Source organism: Amycolatopsis echigonensis (assembly GCF_014174495.1).
GTDB lineage: Bacteria > Actinomycetota > Actinomycetes > Mycobacteriales > Pseudonocardiaceae > Amycolatopsis > Amycolatopsis echigonensis.
This window is the reverse complement of sequence record NZ_JACJHR010000030.1, coordinates 12858-30407: the sequence shown is the minus strand read 5'-3', so window position 1 is coordinate 30407 and position 17550 is coordinate 12858. Positions and strand designations below refer to the sequence as shown.

General features: G+C 68.8%; 22 protein-coding genes. 14 read left to right on the top strand and 8 right to left on the bottom strand.

The features are described from left to right. Positions 1-37: 37 nt before the first annotated feature. Complete coding sequence (gene phoU, locus H5411_RS21480) at positions 38-712, top strand: phosphate signaling complex protein PhoU (protein ID WP_183124833.1); 675 nt, start codon at positions 38-40, stop codon at positions 710-712. 113 nt (positions 713-825) lie between these two features. On the opposite strand, the gene pstB is transcribed toward phoU, so the two are convergent. The 6 genes from pstB to H5411_RS21450 all read right to left on the bottom strand — a co-directional run bounded on the left by pstB (position 826) and on the right by H5411_RS21450 (position 6657). Beyond that, positions 826-1602, bottom strand: coding sequence for a phosphate ABC transporter ATP-binding protein PstB (gene pstB, locus H5411_RS21475; protein ID WP_183124832.1), 777 nt, complete (start codon positions 1600-1602; stop codon positions 826-828). A 3-nt stretch (positions 1603-1605) separates the two neighbouring features. After that, the gene (gene pstA / locus H5411_RS21470; protein WP_101437001.1) at positions 1606-2520 is read right to left on the bottom strand and encodes a phosphate ABC transporter permease PstA; all 915 of its coding nucleotides are present in this window, start codon (positions 2518-2520) and stop codon (positions 1606-1608) included. Positions 2521-2522: 2 nt separating this feature from the next. Then, positions 2523-3443 (bottom strand): phosphate ABC transporter permease subunit PstC, encoded by a 921-nt coding sequence (pstC, locus tag H5411_RS21465; protein WP_101437000.1) that lies wholly within the window; start codon positions 3441-3443, stop codon positions 2523-2525. 186 nt (positions 3444-3629) lie between these two features. After that, positions 3630-4760: a phosphate ABC transporter substrate-binding protein PstS gene (gene pstS, locus H5411_RS21460; RefSeq protein ID WP_101436999.1), complete on the bottom strand. Its 1131-nt coding sequence runs from the start codon at positions 4758-4760 to the stop codon at positions 3630-3632. A 243-nt stretch (positions 4761-5003) separates the two neighbouring features. Next, the gene (gene mshD, locus H5411_RS21455) at positions 5004-5903 is read right to left on the bottom strand and encodes a mycothiol synthase (protein WP_183124831.1); all 900 of its coding nucleotides are present in this window, start codon (positions 5901-5903) and stop codon (positions 5004-5006) included. A 22-nt stretch (positions 5904-5925) separates the two neighbouring features. Further along, positions 5926-6657: a winged helix-turn-helix transcriptional regulator gene (locus tag H5411_RS21450; RefSeq protein WP_183124830.1), complete on the bottom strand. Its 732-nt coding sequence runs from the start codon at positions 6655-6657 to the stop codon at positions 5926-5928. 174 nt (positions 6658-6831) lie between these two features. On the opposite strand from H5411_RS21450, the gene H5411_RS21445 reads away from it, so the two are divergent. The 10 genes from H5411_RS21445 to H5411_RS48495 all read left to right on the top strand — a co-directional run bounded on the left by H5411_RS21445 (position 6832) and on the right by H5411_RS48495 (position 13049). After that, positions 6832-7734, top strand: coding sequence for an LmeA family phospholipid-binding protein (locus H5411_RS21445; RefSeq protein ID WP_183124829.1), 903 nt, complete (start codon positions 6832-6834; stop codon positions 7732-7734). 5 nt (positions 7735-7739) lie between these two features. Further along, on the top strand, positions 7740-8174 hold the full coding sequence (locus H5411_RS21440) for a TlpA family protein disulfide reductase (RefSeq protein ID WP_101436997.1): 435 nt from the start codon (positions 7740-7742) through the stop codon (positions 8172-8174). Between the two features lie 296 nt (positions 8175-8470). Continuing rightward, the gene (locus H5411_RS21435; RefSeq protein WP_101436996.1) at positions 8471-8905 is read left to right on the top strand and encodes a DUF4395 domain-containing protein; all 435 of its coding nucleotides are present in this window, start codon (positions 8471-8473) and stop codon (positions 8903-8905) included. A gap of 30 nt (positions 8906-8935) precedes the next feature. Further along, positions 8936-9772 carry a sulfurtransferase gene (locus H5411_RS21430; RefSeq protein ID WP_101436995.1) on the top strand — a complete coding sequence of 279 codons (837 nt, stop codon included), beginning with the start codon at positions 8936-8938 and terminating at the stop codon, positions 9770-9772. Further along, positions 9772-10077, top strand: coding sequence for a DUF1416 domain-containing protein (locus tag H5411_RS21425; protein WP_037353959.1), 306 nt, complete (start codon positions 9772-9774; stop codon positions 10075-10077). Before H5411_RS21430 ends, H5411_RS21425 begins: the two co-directional genes overlap by 1 nt. Before the next feature lie 272 nt (positions 10078-10349). Beyond that, on the top strand, positions 10350-10961 hold the full coding sequence (locus H5411_RS21420) for a heme-binding beta-barrel domain-containing protein (RefSeq protein WP_101436993.1): 612 nt from the start codon (positions 10350-10352) through the stop codon (positions 10959-10961). A 16-nt stretch (positions 10962-10977) separates the two neighbouring features. Beyond that, positions 10978-11580, top strand: a complete 603-nt coding sequence (locus tag H5411_RS21415; RefSeq protein WP_183124828.1) for a 5-oxoprolinase subunit B family protein — start codon at positions 10978-10980, stop codon at positions 11578-11580. Beyond that, on the top strand, positions 11580-12440 hold the full coding sequence (locus tag H5411_RS21410; RefSeq protein ID WP_183124827.1) for a 5-oxoprolinase subunit C family protein: 861 nt from the start codon (positions 11580-11582) through the stop codon (positions 12438-12440). Before H5411_RS21415 ends, H5411_RS21410 begins: the two co-directional genes overlap by 1 nt. Positions 12441-12442: 2 nt before the next feature. Further along, positions 12443-12859: a hypothetical protein gene (locus H5411_RS21405; protein WP_183124826.1), complete on the top strand. Its 417-nt coding sequence runs from the start codon at positions 12443-12445 to the stop codon at positions 12857-12859. Positions 12860-12923: 64 nt separating this feature from the next. Beyond that, entirely contained in the window at positions 12924-13049 is a 126-nt protein-coding gene (locus H5411_RS48495; RefSeq protein ID WP_281377276.1) for a hypothetical protein, read from the top strand. Here the strand turns inward: H5411_RS48495 and H5411_RS21400 are convergent. Then, on the bottom strand, positions 13031-13876 hold the full coding sequence (locus H5411_RS21400; RefSeq protein ID WP_183124825.1) for an aminodeoxychorismate lyase: 846 nt from the start codon (positions 13874-13876) through the stop codon (positions 13031-13033). The two genes, H5411_RS48495 and H5411_RS21400, sit on opposite strands and share 19 nt — an antisense overlap. 31 nt (positions 13877-13907) lie before the next feature. On the opposite strand from H5411_RS21400, the gene ygfZ reads away from it, so the two are divergent. The 3 genes from ygfZ to H5411_RS21385 are packed head-to-tail and all read left to right on the top strand — an operon-like array spanning position 13908 to position 16586. Then, entirely contained in the window at positions 13908-15029 is a 1122-nt protein-coding gene (gene ygfZ / locus H5411_RS21395; RefSeq protein WP_183124824.1) for a CAF17-like 4Fe-4S cluster assembly/insertion protein YgfZ, read from the top strand. A gap of 49 nt (positions 15030-15078) precedes the next feature. Next, positions 15079-15645, top strand: coding sequence for an RsiG family protein (locus tag H5411_RS21390; protein WP_101440956.1), 567 nt, complete (start codon positions 15079-15081; stop codon positions 15643-15645). Continuing rightward, positions 15642-16586, top strand: a complete 945-nt coding sequence (locus tag H5411_RS21385; protein ID WP_183124823.1) for an asparaginase — start codon at positions 15642-15644, stop codon at positions 16584-16586. The genes H5411_RS21390 and H5411_RS21385 overlap by 4 nt, the downstream gene beginning before the upstream one ends. Here H5411_RS21385 and H5411_RS21380 read toward each other — a convergent pair. Next, the gene (locus H5411_RS21380; RefSeq protein ID WP_183124822.1) at positions 16567-17463 is read right to left on the bottom strand and encodes a hypothetical protein; all 897 of its coding nucleotides are present in this window, start codon (positions 17461-17463) and stop codon (positions 16567-16569) included. The genes H5411_RS21385 and H5411_RS21380 overlap by 20 nt on opposite strands. Positions 17464-17550: the final 87 nt, after the last annotated feature.

The following is a 17550-nucleotide window of genomic DNA, read 5'->3' as shown; positions in this document are numbered from 1 at the left end:
TGCGGTATTCGGACGGTCCACGTCGTAGGGTGTGCTCATGCGTGAGGCCTACCATGTCGAACTCGATCAGCTCGCCGAAAACCTGGCCGCGATGTCGGTCCAGGTTGCCGACGCCATGGAGCGGGCCACCAAGGCACTGCTGGAGGTCGACCTCGGCCTCGCCGAGCAGGTGATCAGCGACGACGCGAAGGTCGACGACGCGCGCGCCGAATGCGAGGAGCAGGCGTACGCGCTGCTGGCGCTGCAGGCCCCGGTCGCGACCGATCTGCGCACCGTGCTCGCCGCCATCCACGCGGCGGAAAGCCTGGAGCGCATGGGAGATCTCGCCCTGCACGTCGCCAAGGCCGCCCGCCGCCGGCACCCCGACCCGGTGCTGCCGGACTCGGTCAAGCCGTACTTCGCCGAGATGGGGCGGGCCGCGGTCAGCCTCGCCCGCCAGGTCGAGGCGATCATCAAGACCAAGGACGTGTCCGCGGCCAAGGACCTCGAGACCGAGGACGACCAGGTCGACGACCTGCACCGGCACCTGTTCACCGTGCTGATGGACCGCGAATGGCCGCACGGCGTCGCCTCCGCGGTCGACGTCACGCTGCTCGGCCGCTTCTACGAGCGCTACGCCGACCACGCGGTGTCGGTCGCCAAGCGGATGATTTTCGTGGTCACCGGCCGGATGCCCGGCTACGGCACCGACGACGAAGACCTGACCATCTGAGCCACCCCGCGACGAAAACCGCCACCCGGCACATCAAGCGGGTGGCGGTTTTTTTATTGCCTGGAAACGGAGAACGGCCGCCCTGAACACCAGGGCGGCCGTCCACAGTGGAATCAGCCGAAGCGGCCCGAGATGTAGTCCTCGGTGGCCTTCTCGTCCGGGTTGGAGAAGATCTTCTCCGTGTCGTTCAGCTCGATCAGCCGGCCGGGCTGGCCGACGCCGGCCAGGTTGAAGAACGCGGTCTGGTCCGAAACCCGCGCCGCCTGCTGCATGTTGTGCGTCACGATGACGATCGTGTATTCCTTCTTCAGCTCGCCGATCAGGTCCTCGATCGCCAGCGTCGAGATCGGGTCCAGCGCCGAACAAGGCTCGTCCATCAGCAGCACGTCCGGCTGCACCGCGATCGCCCGCGCGATGCAGAGCCGCTGCTGCTGCCCGCCGGAAAGGCCGCCGCCCGGCTTGTTCAGCCGGTCCTTGACCTCGTTCCACAGGTTCGCACCACGCAGCGCGCGCTCGGCGACCTCGTCGAGCTGCTTGCGGTTTTTCGTGCCGCCAAGGCGAAGCCCGGCCACCACATTGTCCTTAATGGACATCGTGGGGAACGGGTTCGGCCGCTGGAACACCATGCCGATGGTGCGGCGCACCTGCACCGGGTCCACCGCCGAGGCGTAGATGTCCTCCCCGTCGAGCAGCACCTGACCGTCGACCCGGGCGCCGGGAATGACCTCGTGCATCCGGTTCAGCGTGCGCAGCACGGTCGATTTGCCACAACCCGACGGCCCGATGAACGCGGTCACGTTGCGCGGCGGGACGTTCAGCGTCACGCTGTCCACGGCGTGGAACTTGCCGTAGTAGATGTCCAGGTCTTTGACGTCGATTCGCTTGGCCATGACTCACTTCTTCTTCGGGGCGAGGATGCGGGAAAGGACCGTGGCGAGCAGGTTGATCACGGCGATGATGAGAACCAGGGTGAGCGCCGCTCCCCAGATCCGGTCGAAGCCGACGCTGCCCGGGTCCATCGAGTTGGTGGCGCGCTCGTTGTTCATCACCAACGGCAGCGACGCCTGCTCCCCGCTGAAGATGTTCCAGTTGACGTAAGACGTGTAGCCGACGAGCACCAGCAGCGGCGCGGTCTCGCCCATCACGCGGGCGAGCGCCATCATGATGCCGCCGAGAATGCCCGACAGCGCCGTCGGAAGCACGATCTTCATGATCGTCTTCCACTTCGGCACGCCCAGCGCGTAAGAGGCCTCGCGCAGGTCGTCCGGCACGATCCGGAGCATCTCCTCGGACGAGCGGACGACCACCGGGATCATCAGCAGCACCAAGGCGAGCGACACGGCGAACCCGCTGCGCGGCAGGCCGAGCGTGGTCACCCACAGCGCGTAGATGAACAGCGCGGCCACGATCGACGGGACACCGGAGAGGATGTCGACCATGAAGGTCGTGGCCCTCGCCAGTTTGCCGCGGCCGTACTCCACGAGGTAGATCGCGACCAGCAGGCCGATCGGCACCGAGATGACCGCGCACACCAGGCCCTGCAGCAGGGTGCCGATGATCGCGTGCAGCACGCCGCCGCCGACCTCGTCGCTCAGGACCGAACCGAAGTCCTGGCCCCACCAGTTGCTGTACGGAATCCGCTTCACGCCATAGGCGATCACCGTGTACAGCACCCACACCAGCGGGATCACGGCGATCAGGAAGGACAGCCAGACCAGCACCGTCGCGAACGCGTTCTTGGCCTTGCGACCAGCGCTCACCTGCTGGAAAGCCGGCGTCGTGGCGGGCCGTTCGAGAGTCGTCGACATGGTCACCTCAGCTTCTTTCCGACGATCGAACGAGCCGCGAAGTTGACCAGGAAGGTCAGCACGAACAACACCAGCCCGGCCGCGATGTAGGCGCCCGCCGAGGTCGGGTTGTTGAACTCGCTGTAGTTCTGGGCGATCTTCGAGGCGAACGTCGCGCCGCCGTCGAAGAGGCTCCAGTCGAAGTTGCGGCCCTGCGGAACGAGCAGGATCACCGCCAGCGCGATGGTTTCGCCCAGCGCCCGCCCCAGACCGAGCATCGACGCGCCGATGTAGCCGGCCTTGCCGAACGGCAGCACCGTGGTGCGGATGACTTCCCAGCGAGTGGCGCCGAGCGCGAGCGCGCCCTCGATCTGCGCGGTCGGAGTGCGCTCGAAAACCTCACGCGACAGCGAGGTGATGATCGGCAGGATCATCACCGCCAGCACGATTCCGGCGGTGAAAATCGTGCCGCGCACGTTCGGCGCGACGTTGCCCGGCGCGAAGATCGGGATCCACGAGAAAGTGGTGTTCACCCATTGCGAGAACGGCTCGATCGCGGGCGCGAACACGAGAATGCCCCACAGGCCGAAGATGATCGACGGCACCGCGGCGAGCAGGTCCACCACGTAGGCGAACGGCCGGGCCAGCCGCGGCGGCGCGTACTGGGTGAGAAACAGCGCGATGCCCAGCGAAACCGGCATCGCGATGATCAGCGCCACCACCGACGTCGCCACCGTGACCTCGGCGAGGTCGGCGATGCCGAACGACATGTTGGCCGGGTCGCCGGTCGACCAGCCGTGGTTGAACAGAAAGTTGGCCTTGTCCGCCTTGAGCGCCGGGATGGCCTGCACGACCAGGAAAATCCCGATCAGGGCGATCAGGGCGACGATGAACGCCCCGGCCCCAGTGGTCAAGTTCTTGAAGAAGCGGTCACCGGCCCGCACCTTCGAAGGCTTCTTCCGCGCGGGCGCTTCCGGCGCCGGCGCGGCTGGCTTGTCCGTAATCGGATCCTCCGGGAACGCTTGAGCGGACGACGAACGCCCACCGGGGTCCCCGGTGGGCGTTCGCGTCGAGGATGGTTCTCTCATCGACTAGTCTCTGTCAGCCTTCGTACCAGCTCAAGGAGACCTTCAGGAGATCGCCTTGACGGCGGTCAGCACCTTGTCCTGCAGGCTCTGCGGGATCGGCACGTAGCCCTTCTCCGACAGCGGCTTCTGGCCGTCGGTGGCGGCCACCGACAGGAACGCCTTGACGGCCTTCGCGACGTCCGGGTTCGAGTACTTCGAGCACACGATCTCGTACGTGGTCAGCAGCAGCGGGTAGGCGCCCGGCACGTTGCTGGAGTAGATGGCGTTGAGGTCCATCGCCAGGTCGTTGGTGCCCGGCTTCAGGAACTTCGCCGCGTCCAGGGACTTGGCCACGTTCTCCGCGCTCAGCGCGACGCCGCCGGAGCCGCTGTCGATCTGGGCCGCGGTGACGCCGTCCTTCGCGAACGCGCCCTCCACGTAGGTGATCGCGCCGTCCGCGCCCTTGACCGTGGTCGCGACACCGTTCGAGCCCTGCGCGCCGTTGCCCACGCCGCCGTTGAACTTCTTGCCCGCGCCCTGGGTCCAGACGCCCTTGGCAGCCGCGCCGAGGTACTTCTGGAAGTTGTCGGTGGTGCCCGACTCGTCGGAGCGGGAGACGACCTGGATCGGCTTGTCCGGCAGGTTCAGGCTCTCGTTGCCCTTGATCGCCTTGATCGCCGGGTCGTTCCAGTTCTTGATGCCGCCGTTGAAGATCTTGGCGATGACCGTCGGGGTCAGCGTCAGCTTGTCGACGCCGGACAGGTGGTAGCCCACCGCGATCGGGCCGACAACCATCGGGATGTTCAGTGCCGGGGAGCCGCAGCGCTTGGTGGCGGCCTCGAGGTCGGCGTCCTTGATCGGCGAGTCCGAACCGCCGAAGTCGACCTGGTTGCCGTTGAACTGCTTCACGCCGGCGCCGGAGCCGGTGGCGTTGTAGTTGACCTTCTGGCCGTTGCACGCCTTGTTGTACGCCTGGTTGAAGATGTCGATCGCGTTCTTCTGCGCGGTCGAACCCTCACCGGACAGCGGGCTCTTGCCGCCGCAGTCGACCTGGGCGGTTCCGGTGGCGGCGGGAGCGGCGGAGTTCGAGCCCGAGCCGCTGTTCGACGCCGAAGGGTCGGAGCCACAAGCGGCGAGGACGAGCGCGGCGCTCGCCACGATGCCGACGGCACCCAGGGGCCGCATGATCTTCACTGCATTTCCTCCACTCGGAGATGTGCCTTTTTGTATCCGGTCGGGATCGGCGGGCGGCGGGTGAGCCGCGCCGAAACCGGACACTAGGCAGCCTCGGTGGACGGGCGTCCTAGGTTGGGTGAACGGGAGGTGAACAAGTCACCGTTTGTGAGCAGGGCAACTACCCCGAACGGGTGCCGTGGCCTGGTCGTGACCTGCCAGTACGCGGAAAGTAACACGAGTCACCCCGCGCGTCCACCGTGATCACGCACCGTACTGGACGTCGGTCTCGAAACGCTGGAACCCCAGCTTGTTGTAGACAGCCAAAGCCGCGGCGTTGTCGCCCTCGACGTACAGGATGACTCTCGGTAGCCCCCGGGCCCGCAGGTAGCGGAGTCCGGCGAGGGTAAGCGCCTTGCCCAGGCCGCTACCCTGAGTAGCCGGATCCACGCCGACCACGTAGACCTCCCCGACCGGGTCGCCGTCGAAGCGGCCGGGCACCGGGTCGTGGACCTTCGTCCAGTGGAAGCCGACGACCTCGCCGCTTTCGTTCTCCGCGAGGAACAAGCCGGCCGGGTCGAACCACGCGTGTCGTTCCTCGGCACGCACCTCGGCGACGGTCAGCGCGCCCTGTTCCGGATGCCAGTCGAACGCGCGCGCGTTGACCGCGACCAGCGCGTCCTCGTCCTGGCCGGGAACGAAGGTGCGCAGCCGGAAACCGTTGTGCAGCACCGGTTCCGGCCAGTCCGCGCCGGATACGGCGACGTGCAAAACCAGCAGTTCGCGTTGCCGGCCGAGGCCGAGTTTCTTCGCGATCGCCGCCGCGCCAGGGTGATCACCGTGCGCCCACACCCGCAGACCCGCGTCGGCGCGCTCGACTACCGCCTGCGCGAGCGCGGTACCGACGCCGCGACGCCGGAATTCCGGGTGCACGAAAAGCTCCGCGACCTGGTGGCCGTGGGAGTCGCCTTCCGTATCGAGGTGGGCGTATCCGGCGGGCGCGCCGTCGAAGCGGGCGAGAAGATGCAGCCCGCCCTCGAATTCGCGCGGCAGCGGCCCGGTCGCGTCGACCTCGGGACGTCCGTCAGTCGCTTTGACCGCGAGCAGCACTTCGCGCACCGCGTCGTCGGGATCGGTCGTCCACTCGCCAACGTCGATAGCCACGAACCGACCTTACCGGCGAAAGTCAGCGGGAGGTCAGCTCCGAAGCGTCGGTAGGAACGGCGACAACCGGCTTCGCGCCCTTCGCCGGCCGCTCGAACTTGTAGCCGACGTTTCGCACAGTGCCGATCATCTGCTCGTGCTCCGGGCCGAGCTTCGCGCGAAGACGCCGTACGTGGACGTCGACCGTGCGCGTGCCGCCGAAGAAGTCGTAACCCCACACTTCCTGCAGCAGCTGCGCGCGGGTGAACACCCGGCCGGCGTGCTGGGCGAGGTACTTGAGGAGCTCGAACTCCTTGTACGTCAGCTCTAGCGTGCGACGGCGCAGCTTCGCCGTGTACGTCGCTTCGTCGATGACGAGGTCGCCCACGCGCAGTTCGGCGTCCGCCTGCAGCCCGACGCCGTCGCGAGTGGTGGCCAGCCGCAGCCGCGCGTCCACCTCCGCGGGACCCGCGGTAGGCAGGAGGATGTCGTCAGTGCGCCATTCGGAGTTGACCGCCACCAGGCCGCCTTCACCGACAACCGCGATGACCGGCGTGCCCGCTTCGTCCTCCGCGCCCTTGAGCAGGCGGCACAGGCTCTTCGCGGACGCCAGGTCGCTGCGCGCGTCGAGCAGGATGACGTCGCGGTGGCCCGCGTCGAGCAGGGCCGTCACTTCCGGCTCGCGTACGCGTACGGTGTGCGGCAGCAGGTCCAGCGCGGGTAATACGGAGGTTGCGTCGAGTTCCCCCGTCAGCACCAGCAGGTCCAAGCTCATGATCCGCACCGCCTTCAGATTCGTCGCCTCGAGCGTGGCGTCGGTCGGTGCTAAGTGAGAATAGCGGGTGAACACCCCGGCACCTAGCTCGTGCTGGATCGATCACACCTGGCCGAACAGCCTGGACGTGACCCGCACCACGACGAAATCCACCCGAACAGGAGAACCGAGGCGATGGCGAGCAGGCCCGTGATCCGGGACGACCGACCGGCCCCGTACCCCGGCGGCGGCCGCCGCGGCAGGCGTGTGCGGCGGTGGCTGATCGTGCTGGGAGTGCTGGTGCTCCTGCTGGTCGGTGCGGATTTCGGAGCGGCGGCGTTCGCCGAGCACACGATCTCGCAGAAGGCCCGCGCACAGCTCGGGCTGAGCGACGATCCGTCGGTCACCATCCACGGTTTCCCGTTCACCGTGCAGGCCCTCTCGGGTGACTACAGTCACATCACCGTTTCGGCCGACGGCGTCCCGGTCGGCAGCGAACTTCGCGACCTGCGCGTGAGCGCCGAACTCGAGGACGTCATCGCGCCGCTGTCGGACCTCACGTCCGGCAACACCAAGGCGGTGAAGATCGGCAAGCTCACCGGCGCGGTGACGATCAAGGCGTCCGACCTCGCGCGGGTCTCGCCGCTGAACAAGATCCAGAACCTGAAGATCGAGCAGTCGACCCAGGCGTATGTCAAGTACGGCGACACCGACCAGGGCAAACAGCCGGACCCGACGCCGACCAACGCCGACGGCGAACCGGCCGACGGCACCAGCGCGGGCGTGCGGATCTCCGGCGACGTGCAGGTGGCCGGGCAGAAGGTGGAGATCTTCTGCTTCGCGCTGATCCAGCTCAAGGAGAAGACGATCTCGATCGTGCCGTACCGGCTCCAGTTCGGGAATGACCAGAGCACCACGACCGTTCCGGATGCTGTGCAGAAAGCTCTGCTGCCGAACTTCCGGGCGTCCATTTCGACGACCCGGCTGCCGCTGTCGGTCACCCCGACCGCGGTCCGCGTGGACAGCGGTTCGGTGACCATCAAGGGCGAAGCGCACGACGTGAACTTCTCCGACCTGTCCACCAACCACGGAGGCTGATCCCGGTGACCGGAGTGTGGGTGCTGCTGGCGACGCTGGTCGTCGCGACGGCCGCGGGCCTCGTCCTGCACGCCCGCAACGGCCGGATCCGCGCCGCCAAACCGGCCGCGCGGCCGCGTCCGCTCCCCGCTCCGGTCGCCGAGGCCCTTGATCCGGAATCCGCCGTCACCCTGGTGCAGATCTCCACCACGTTCTGCACCCCGTGCCGGCACACGCGGGCGATTCTGTCGTCGCTCGCGGAGAAGACCGACGGCCTGCACCACGTCGACCTGGACGTCACCGAACGTCCCGAGGTCGCGCAGGCGCTGTCGGTGCTCAGCACGCCGACTACGCTCGCGCTGGACCCGGAGGGCCGGGAACTGCTGCGCGTGGGCGGCGTGCCCAAGGGCCCGGAGCTGCTCGAGGCGCTCCGCCCGCATCTCACCGCCGCGTCGCACTGACCCGCGCGGTCAATTCGCGCCGTCCGCGGCGGTTGATTCTCAGGATCCGGACCTCGTCCCAAGGAATGAACATGGTTCCGGGAGCGAGCGAGCCTGGGTACCCTCCCCCTGTGGACGAGCTGCCCATCACCCTCCTGACGCAGCGCCGCGCGGTCGATTTCTGCCGCGTGCGCAGCAGCTTGTGTCTGCCTTTCCCCGGCCGGCGCTGAAGCACGTCTCGCGCCGTCCTGTCGCCGTACCCGTCTTCGCCGCGTGCTGTCCGCACGCTTTCCCCTCGCACTGAGCAGGAGGAACCCATGTCCGCCGGACCGGCCGTAGACCCGCGAGGTCCCAGGTTCGCCGCGATCGTGACCACGGTGGTGCTCGCCGTCGTGCTCGTCACGCAGTGGTGGCCGTTGCTCGCACTGCAGACCGTGGTCTTCGCGATCGGCGCGTTCGTCGGGCTCAAGCCCGCGCCGTACTCGGTGCTGTACCGGCTCGTGGTCGCGCCGCGGCTCGGGCCGCCGACCGAACGCGAGGACGCCGCCCCGCTGCGGTTCGCGCAGGCGGTCGGGTTCGTGTTCGCGCTCGTCGGCACGATCGGCTTCGCGACCGGCGTGACGCCGCTCGGCGTCGTCGCGACCGCGTTCGCGCTTTTCGCCGCGTTCCTCAACGCGGCGTTCAACTACTGCCTCGGGTGCCAGATGTACCTGCTGATCAAGCGTTTCAGCCCCGCACGGGCGTCCTCGTAACACCCCAACCCAGAAAGAGAGTCAGCCTCCATGAGCCGAGAAGACGTCCTGGTCACCACCCAGTGGGCCGAGGAGAACCTGGACACCCCGGGCGTGGTGTTCGCCGAGGTCGACGAGGACACGACCGCCTACGACAACGGGCACATCCGCGGCGCGGTGAAGCTCGACTGGCGCAAGGACCTCCAGGACGGCGTCCGCCGCGACTTCGTCGACAAGGAGGGCTTCGAGAAGCTCCTGTCGGAGAAGGGCATCTCGAACGACGACCGCGTGATCCTCTACGGCGGCAACAACAACTGGTTCGCCGCGTACGCGTACTGGTACTTCAAGCTCTACGGCCACGAGAACGTGCAGCTGCTCGACGGCGGCCGCAAGAAGTGGGAGCTCGACGGCCGCGAGCTGAACACCGACGAGGTCAAGCGCGAGCCGACCAACTACAAGGCCAAGGACCAGGACCTGTCGCTGCGCGCCTTCCGCGACGAGGTCGTCCAGTCGATCGGCTCGAAGAACTACATCGACGTGCGCTCGCCGGACGAGTTCTCCGGCAAGCTGCTCGCGCCGGCGCACCTGCCGCAGGAGCAGTCGCAGGTGCCGGGCCACATCCCGGGCGCGCTGAACGTGCCGTGGGCGAAGGTCGCCAACGAGGACGGCACCTTCAAGTCCGAGCAGGAGATCAAGGACCTCTACGCCGAGGCCGGCTACGACGAGAGCAAGCCGACCATCGCGTACTGCCGCATCGGCGAGCGTTCGTCGATCGCCTGGTTCGCCCTGCACGAGCTGCTCGGCCAGCAGGACGTGAAGAACTACGACGGTTCGTGGACGGAATACGGTTCGCTGGTCGGCGTTCCGGTCGAGTTGGGAGCTAAGTGATGGCAGACGGCTGCAGCGCACCGGCACAGGTCGCGACCCCGGCGGACTTCGACACCAACGGCCAGGTCGTGCTGGCCGGCAAGGTCACCGGCGCCGATGGACCGGTCGGCGGCGCGTTCGTCCGGCTTCTCGACGGCGGCGGCGACTTCGCGGGCGAGGTCGTGTCCTCGGCGGACGGCGACTTCCGTTTCTACGCGGCCGAGGGGTCCTGGACGGTGCGCGCCCTGCACCGCACGGGCAACGGCGAGGCCAACGTCACCGCGGAGGGACCGGGCCTGCACCAGCTGGCCATTTCGGTCGCCTGACCTACGGTCTGTGAAGGGCTCCTCGCGGGAATCTGATTCCCGCGAGGAGCCCTTCACTGCGTTTGACGGCGCGCCGGGAGGGCGGCTCGATGCTGGTGACGGTGACCGTCCTCACCGCCGCGACCCTGGGCGGGGCCAGATGAGCCGGGGCGGACTATTGTCCTCGCTGTGGAGACCTTGTTTACGACCCTGTTGATCATCGCGGGCATCGCCACCGTGTGGTTCGCGGTCTACGTCGTCTACCGGCTGTACGCCGACCAGCGCTGATCAGCATGACGAGTGGCGACGAAGCCATCGCAGCAGCCGAGAAGCGGGCCGCCAGCACGCGCGACCGCAACCTGCCGTTGTGGGACGACCTTCCGATCCCGAACGACACGGCGAACCTGCGCGAGGGCCCGAACCTGAACGACGCGTGCCTGGCACTGCTGCCGCTCGTCGGCGTATGGCGCGGCGAGGGCGAGGTCGACTACCCGACGATCGACGGGCCGATCAAGTTCGCCCAGCAGCTGACCATCGCCCACGACGGCCGCCCGTTCCTGTTCCACGAGGCGCGCTCGTGGCTGCTGAACGAGGACGGCAGCGTGCTGCGGCCGGCCGCCCGCGAAACCGGGTTCTGGCGGCCGCAGGAGGACGACACCATCGAGCTGCTGCTCACGCACAGCTCCGGCATCGTCGAGCTGTACTACGGGAAACCGCGCAGCCAGACGGCCTGGGAGCTCGGCACCGACGCGGTCATCCGCACCGCGACGGCCAAGGAGGTCACCGGCGCGCAGCGGCTGTACGGCCTGGTGAACGGCGACCTCGGGTACGTCGAGGAACGCGCGATGGTCGGCCAGGAAATGCAGCCGCACACCTCCGCGCTGCTGCGCCGCGTGGTGGGCTGAGGCTCCGGGAGACGCCGTGCGCTGGCGGCGGTACGGCGAACACGCCGCCCTGCTCGACTGCACCTCGCTCGAGGAAATGAGCGCGGCCAGGGCGACGCTCACCCAAGCCGCGCTCGACGGCGTCGAGGAGATCGTCCCTGGGGCCCGCACCCTGCTTGTGGTCGCGTCCGGGGGCGCTCTGGAAGCTGCGCGTTCCTTGCTGGCGTCGGCCGATCTGTCCCATCCACCGGCCGCGGATGTCCGCGAAGTTGTTCTGGACGTGCGCTACTCCGGCGAAGACCTCGCCCTGGTCGCCGAGGACGCGGGACTCAGCGTGGACGAGGTCGTCACCCTCCACACCAGCGCGGTCTACACAGTCGCGTTCACGGGTTTCGCGCCCGGTTTCGGTTACCTCGCCGGACTTCCCGTCGAACTGCAGCAGCCGCGGCTCAGTTCGCCGCGAACCCGCGTCCCCGCTGGATCGGTCGCCATCGCGGACGAGTACACCGGCGTCTACCCGCGGGAATCTCCTGGCGGCTGGCGGTTGATCGGCCATACCGAGGCGACGCTTTTCGACCCTTCCGCCGAGCAACCGGCGCTGTTCACGCCTGGTCTCCGCGTACGGTTCCGGAGCGTCTGATGCGCGCGCTGGAGATCGTCTCGCCTGGTTCGCTGGCTCTGGTGCAAGACCTCGGCCGCCCCGGTTACGCACATCTGGGCGTCCCACCGTCGGGTGCTCTCGACGTCGATGCGTTGCGGCTCGGCAACCGGCTGGTCGGCAATCCGGAGGACGCCGCCGGGATCGAAACCGTGCTGGGCGGCCTGGCCATCCGAGCGGCCGCTTCGTGCACCGCCGCGGTGACCGGTCCTCCGGTCGCGGTCTCGGTGGACGGGCGGGAAATGGGCTCGCACACGCCGATTCCGTTGCAGCCAGGCCAAAAACTGACGATCGGCCGACCCGCCACCGGACTGCGCAACTACCTGACGGTGTCCGGCGGCATCGCGGTACCGCCGGTGCTGGGGAGCCGGTCGACCGATGTCCTTTCTGGACTCGGACCCTCGCCGCTGGAAGCAGGCACGACGGTCCCCCTCGGTCCGGTCAGTGGCGTTCCGTCCGGTGCCGACGTGGTCACGGCCTCGCCCGCGCCGCCCGAGTTGACCGTGCCGGTTGTGCTCGGCCCCCGCGACGACTGGTTCGCCGACGCCGCGAGCGCACTCAACGCACAGTGGACTGTCACCGCGGAATCCAACCGGGTGGGGGTCCGCCTCGACGGGCCGCCGCTACGTCGAGTGTCCACTGTGTCCAATTCGGAATTGCCGAGCGAAGGCGTGCTCACCGGCGCGATCCAGGTCCCGCCGAACGGATTGCCGCTGGTGTTCCTGGCCGATCACCCGACCACCGGCGGTTATCCGGTAGTCGCGGTGGTGAGACGGGCATCACTCGGAGCACTCGCTCAAGCACGCCCCGGAACCTTGGTGCGGTTCCACGCGTCCTTCTGAGCGTGGAACGGGTAACGATCACCGGCGGCGCGGGTTTCCTGGAGCTGAACACCGGAGGACGGGCGGAGCTGCCGCAGTCGCTGCGCATCGCGCTCGCGACTGGTCAGGTGCGCCTCCCGCTGACGGAAACCCTCCGCGACCTGCTGGCGTTGCTCGTCGACGGCCACTACCGGGTCAGCGGCCCCGAACGTTTCGAGGGTCCCGACCTGGTCCCGGCGAGCGCCTGGCCGGACGACGACGGGCGAGTCGCGTACTACCGCGCGGCGATCCGCTCCGGACACCGGCCAGTCGCGGTGGTTTTGTCCGGTACGCGGCCGTTGCTGCTGGACGGGCACCACAAGATCAGCGCATATCGAGCGGAGGGGGTCACGCCGTCGGTGGTGCTGATTTCGGCTGCTCGGGCGGAGAATCCGGGCTAGCTTCCGGGGATATGGCGGAAGATCGGCAGAAGTTCGTCGGCGGACTGAACGCGGTCGTCCGAGCATGCGCACCCAAGCCGCGTCCGGCCACGAAGGCTTCGCCAGCCATGTCGCGGCCAGACACGATCGGGTTTACCTGCGGGACATCGCCCACATCGAGGCGAACTCCGCTCAGTACTCGCTCTCGTAAGCCGCCACCAGTTCCCCGTGCAGTGCCGTCGAATCGGGCAGCTCCGTCCCGTTCAGCGTGTGCACCCGGGTCACCTTCCGGACCGACGACGTGAGGAAAACGCCTTCCCCGCGCAGCAAATCGTCCACCGAAAACGGCTCCACCTTCACCGACCAGCCCGCCTTCTCCGCGCCGCGGAACAACGCGTACTGGGTTGTTCCTGGCAGGATGCCAACAGTGGACGGCGGGGTGTAGAGCGTCCGCTCCTTCGCCAGAACGACCGTCGACGTGGGTCCTTCGAGGACCGAATCGTCGGTAGCGGTGAAGATCACATCTTGGGCTCCGCGCCGGGCCGCCTCGCGCAGGGCGGCCATGTTCATCGCGTAGGAGACCGTTTTCGCGCCGAGCAGAAGCCACGGGGCACGCTCGGCGAGTTCGGGGCCGAAACCGCGTTCGAGGGTCACCACGGAGACGCCTTCGGTGCGCGCCCGCAGCACCTTCTCGTCGACCTCCAGGCCCAGCGCGAACGCCGTCGGCTTGCCCTCGGGATCGCCGTCGACACCCCGCGTGTACACGAGTTTCAGTGCGATCTCCGGTCCGCCCCGCCACGCGTCGACGACCGCCTGCGAGGCGCGGGCGAAGCCGTCGAGGTCTGGGGCGGGCAGGTCCAGCATCGCCGCGGAACGGGCGAGCCGGTCGAGGTGCGGACGCATTTCCCGCGGCTTTTTCACGGCCACGAGGATCGTTTCGAACACCCCGTCTCCGCGCAGCAGGCCGAGGTCGTCCACCCGGAGGTGAGCGGCTTCGGGGTCGGCCAGTGAACCGTCGAGGAAGGCGAGAACGCGCATCCCCACAAGGTACTCACTTACCCTTACAGGTATGCCGTACAGCTCGCCGCTGCTCGAAATCCCCCGCGCGGTCGCCGCGCCCGAAGGCCATCCGGAAGCCGGAGTTCCGTGGCACTGGGGCGATCCGTTCGCCGAGCAGCGCACCGCCGCCCGAGGAGTGGTCGTCATCGACCGCTCGCACCGAGAAATCCTCGCTGTCACCGGCGAGGAACGCTTGTCCTGGCTGCATTTGGTGATCTCGCAACACGTCACCGAACTCGCCGAGAACACGGGCACCGAGGCGCTCATCCTCGACAGCCAGGGCCACGTCGACACCCACTTCGTGCTCGCGCACACCGGCGAGACGGTGTACCTCGACAGCGACCCCGGCCCGGTCGCCACGAGCGCGTTGCCCAAGGGCGGCAAGCAAACCCTGCGCGAGTACTTCGAAGCGATGAAGTTCTGGTCCAAGGTCGAAATCCGCGACGCGACGGAAGAACTCGCCGTCATTTCGGTGCTCGGCCCCGAGACCGACAGCGTGCTCGGCGTCGAACTCGGCACCGAGCCGTATTCGGTGGCCGCGCTGCCCGAGGGCGGGTTCGCGCGCCGGATGCCGTGGCCGACGCGAGCGGGCGCGGATCTCGCGGTGCCGCGTGCGCAGCTCACTCAATGGTGGCAACGGCTCACCGACGCGGGCGCGCGTCCGGCCGGCTCGTGGACCTTCGACGCGCTGCGCGTCGAAGCACGGCATCCGCGGCTCGGCGTCGACACCGACGAACGGACCATCCCGCACGAGGTCGGCTGGATCGGCTCGGCCGCGCACGTCGCGAAGGGCTGCTACCGCGGCCAGGAGACCGTCTCGAAGGTGCACAACGTCGGCCGCCCGCCGCGGTATCTCGCGCTGCTGCACCTCGACGGTTCGCCCGAGATCACGCCGGAGACCGGCGACCCGGTGAAGCTCGGCGAGCGCGTGGTCGGCCGGATCGGCACGGTCGCGCAGCACCACGAACTCGGGCCGATCGCGCTGGCGCTGGTCAAACGCTCGGTGCCGGGCGGGGCGGAGCTGCTGGCCGGCGACGAGGACCGAGTGGTCCAGGCCACTGTCGATCCGGACTCGGTGCCGGGCGAGCACGCGGCGCCCGGAAGGGAAGCGGCGCAGAGACTGCGGGGCTGAAGTGAACTCGACGGTAGCGTCGTCACCGAATGTGGAGCAGGATGTGCCCGTGATCGAAGTGCGTCCCGGCGGGCGACGACGGATCGACCGCGTCCTCGGCCCGGGATATCTCACCGGACTGGGCGACTTGCCGCTCCCGGTGCTGCGCGAGCGGCGCGACGAGGCCGCGCAGGAGGAGACGGACCTGTCCTACCTGCGCCGGCTCCTGCACGCCCGCATCGACATCGTGCGCGCCGAACAGGAGCGCCGCTCGTCCGGCGGGGAAGCCAGCATCGTCGACCGGCTCGCGTCGATCCTCGCCGACAACGCGCTCGGGCCGGCCGCCGGTTCGGGCCGCCACCAGCAGCTCGAACCGTCCCGTGCGGGCGAGCACCGCAGACACGCGGAGGCGCTGATCGGCGACACCGGGCTCACCGACGTGGGCTCGCTCTCGGACGACAAGCTCGCCGCCGCGCTGGACACCTACGCGGCCGAGGAAGCGTCCGTGTCGTCCTTCCGCCGCCAGGTCCAGACCGTGATGGACACGTTGAACGCCGAGATCGCCGGGCGCTACAGCAGCGGCGCGGCCACTGTCGACCAGCTGCTGGACAGCGAACTGGGGCGCGCCGAGGAATGACCGGCCAGCCGATCCTTGTCGAGGTCGTCCGGAACGAATTCGTCGAGAGCGTCCACCGCGGATGCCTCGTGGTCACCGCGCCGGACGGCTCCGTCCAGTTCTCCGCGGGCGACGTGACCAGCCCGTTCTTCCCCCGGTCGGCGAACAAGCCGCTGCAGGGCGTCGGAATGCTCCGCGCCGGGCTCGGCTACGACGGCGCGGACCTGGCGCTGGGCTGTGCATCGCATTCCGGCGAAACCGGACATGTCGAGCGCGTCGCGGCGATGCTGTCCGGTGCCGGGCTCGATCCGGCGGCGCTGGCCTGCCCGCCCGAGCTGCCGATCGGCGAGGACGCCCGGCGCGCGGCCGACGAGCCGCGGAAGATCACCATGAACTGCTCCGGCAAGCACGCCGCGATGCTCGCCACCTGCGTCGCGAACGGCTGGGAGACCGACGGCTACCAGGAGCCGGACCATCCGCTGCAGGTCCAGCTCGCGAAGACGGTCGAGGAGCTGACTGGCGAGTCCATCGCCGCGGTCGGGGTCGACGGGTGCAGCGCGCCGCTGTTCGCGTTCTCGCCGACCGGCCTCGCGCGGTCGTTCGGCCGGCTCGTTCAGGCCGAGCCGGGCACTGACGAACGCCGGGTCGCCGACGCGATGCGCGCGCACCCGTGGCTGGTCGCGGGCTCCGGCCGGGAGGACACCCGGCTGATGCGGGCCGTGCCCGGGCTCCTGGCGAAGAGCGGCGCTGAGGGTGTCCTGGCGTTCGCGCTGGGTGACGGAACCGCGTGCGCGATCAAGATCGCGGACGGCAACAAGCGGGCCTTGGCTCCGCTGGCCATGGCCGTGCTCGCCCGCCTGGGCATCGAGGCCCCGGAAGAGCTGTCCGACCTGGCCCACCCGCCGGTCCTCGGCGGCGGCCAACCGCAAGGCGAGCTGCGGGTCAGTTGGAGTGCTCCTTAGCCGCGAGGTCGCCCCAGAACTCGCGCAGCTGCGAAAACAGCTCAGCCAGCTCCTCGACGTTCCCGGTGCGCAGCGCGTCCAGGATGTCGTGGACCTCCTCCGCGGTGGAGTCGGCGTCCAGCAGCGAGTCGGCGAACAGCTGCACGAGACCGCCGTAGTCCAGCTCGACGACCGAGTCCGGGTCGAAGCTCTCCAGCCACTGCCGGGTCTGCGAGAGCACGCGGCCGGGTCCGGAGTCGCCGAACGTCGTCTCGATCAGCTCGCCCGCCTCGGACGCGCGCCGGAGCGCGGCCGACATCGGGGTGCGCCAGGACGCTTCTCGCACCGGGTCGGCAGGACCGCTGCCGAGCACCAGCTTGCGCTCGTCCGGGTCGACCAGCGAAAACCAGGGCAGCGGGACGGTCCAGGTCGTGGTGAGGGTGTGCGCCGCGGCGGCGGTGAGGTCGGACATCGCGGCCTTGGTCTGCGCGCGGGCCTGGTCCGCGGTCACGCCGCCTGCCTCGAGGATCGCGATTCGCAACGCCGGCTCCACGTCGGCGAGGAAGGTGCTCAACGCCGCGGCCGACCGGGCGCGCAGTTCGAGCGGGCACGCGAACGGCCCCTCGGCTGAGTGGCCGGCGGGGACGTCGGCCGGGTCGAGCACGAGCACGTCGGTGACGAGGCTCGACGAGGGCCGTCCGTCGAGCAGCTGTGCGGGCAGGAGCCGCGCCGGCGCGGCCGTTTGTGACTTGAGCCACATCCACTGTTCGCGTTCGCCGATCCCGATCCGGCTGAGCCCGCCCGCGGAAACGGCCTCGACCAGCTGTTTCGCCGGAGGATCGCCGAGGGCGCGCAAAGGTTCGTACACCCGCAGATAGGCCACGAAGGGTCGGAGCACCCGAGCATCGTGGCACGCCGACCAGGGCCGATCGGCATCGACGTGCCGGTAACCGGCGTCCGGCGGACACTGTCGCGACGAGCACAC